This window comes from Mesorhizobium sp. M7A.F.Ca.MR.362.00.0.0, from assembly GCF_004023175.1.
Taxonomy (GTDB): domain Bacteria; phylum Pseudomonadota; class Alphaproteobacteria; order Rhizobiales; family Rhizobiaceae; genus Mesorhizobium.
The window spans coordinates 1-352 of record NZ_RZTF01000961.1; the positions used below are offsets into that span (position 1 = coordinate 1).

Sequence of the window (352 nt, forward strand, 5' to 3'; positions counted from 1 at the left end):
AGCCATCGAGCGGGAATGGGCCCGCGCCAATGACGGAGCCCTCAGATGTCGCAAGATCTTTCCCTCGTCCAAAACCACGCCTTCCAGCTCGCCCGCACCCTCATGGTCCCTGTCACGCTCTTCCGCTCCGGCGACGAATTCGGCGTCCTGCCAAGCGCCGAACTCGACGACGATGAGGTCGAGACCCTTGCCGAATACGATCCCTTTGAACAGGGGCCGGCTCATTGAGCCGGCTTCCTCCTCCCGGAGGTGCCACTTGCGAGTTAACGGCGGCAAGGGAAGCTGCGCCGCGGCTGGCCCGCGGGCGACGGCGCGAGGTGCAAAAACACACATTGCCAGCCGCGCCCTTGCC

The 352-nt window shown here is 65.3% G+C and carries 1 protein-coding gene; it reads left to right on the forward strand.

The window, feature by feature from the left end; all coding sequences use genetic code 11:
- Nucleotides 1-45: 45 nt before the first annotated feature.
- On the forward strand, nt 46-228 hold the full coding sequence (locus EOC06_RS44720; RefSeq protein WP_095482601.1) for a hypothetical protein: 183 nt from the start codon (nt 46-48) through the stop codon (nt 226-228).
- The last annotated feature ends 124 nt before the right edge of the window (nt 229-352 follow it).

What these genes read in the sequence shown, in the direction of transcription:
- EOC06_RS44720 (WP_095482601.1), top strand. Translation starts at nt 46, where the DNA reads ATGTCGCAAGATCTTTCCCTCGTCCAAAACCACGCCTTCCAGCTCGCC.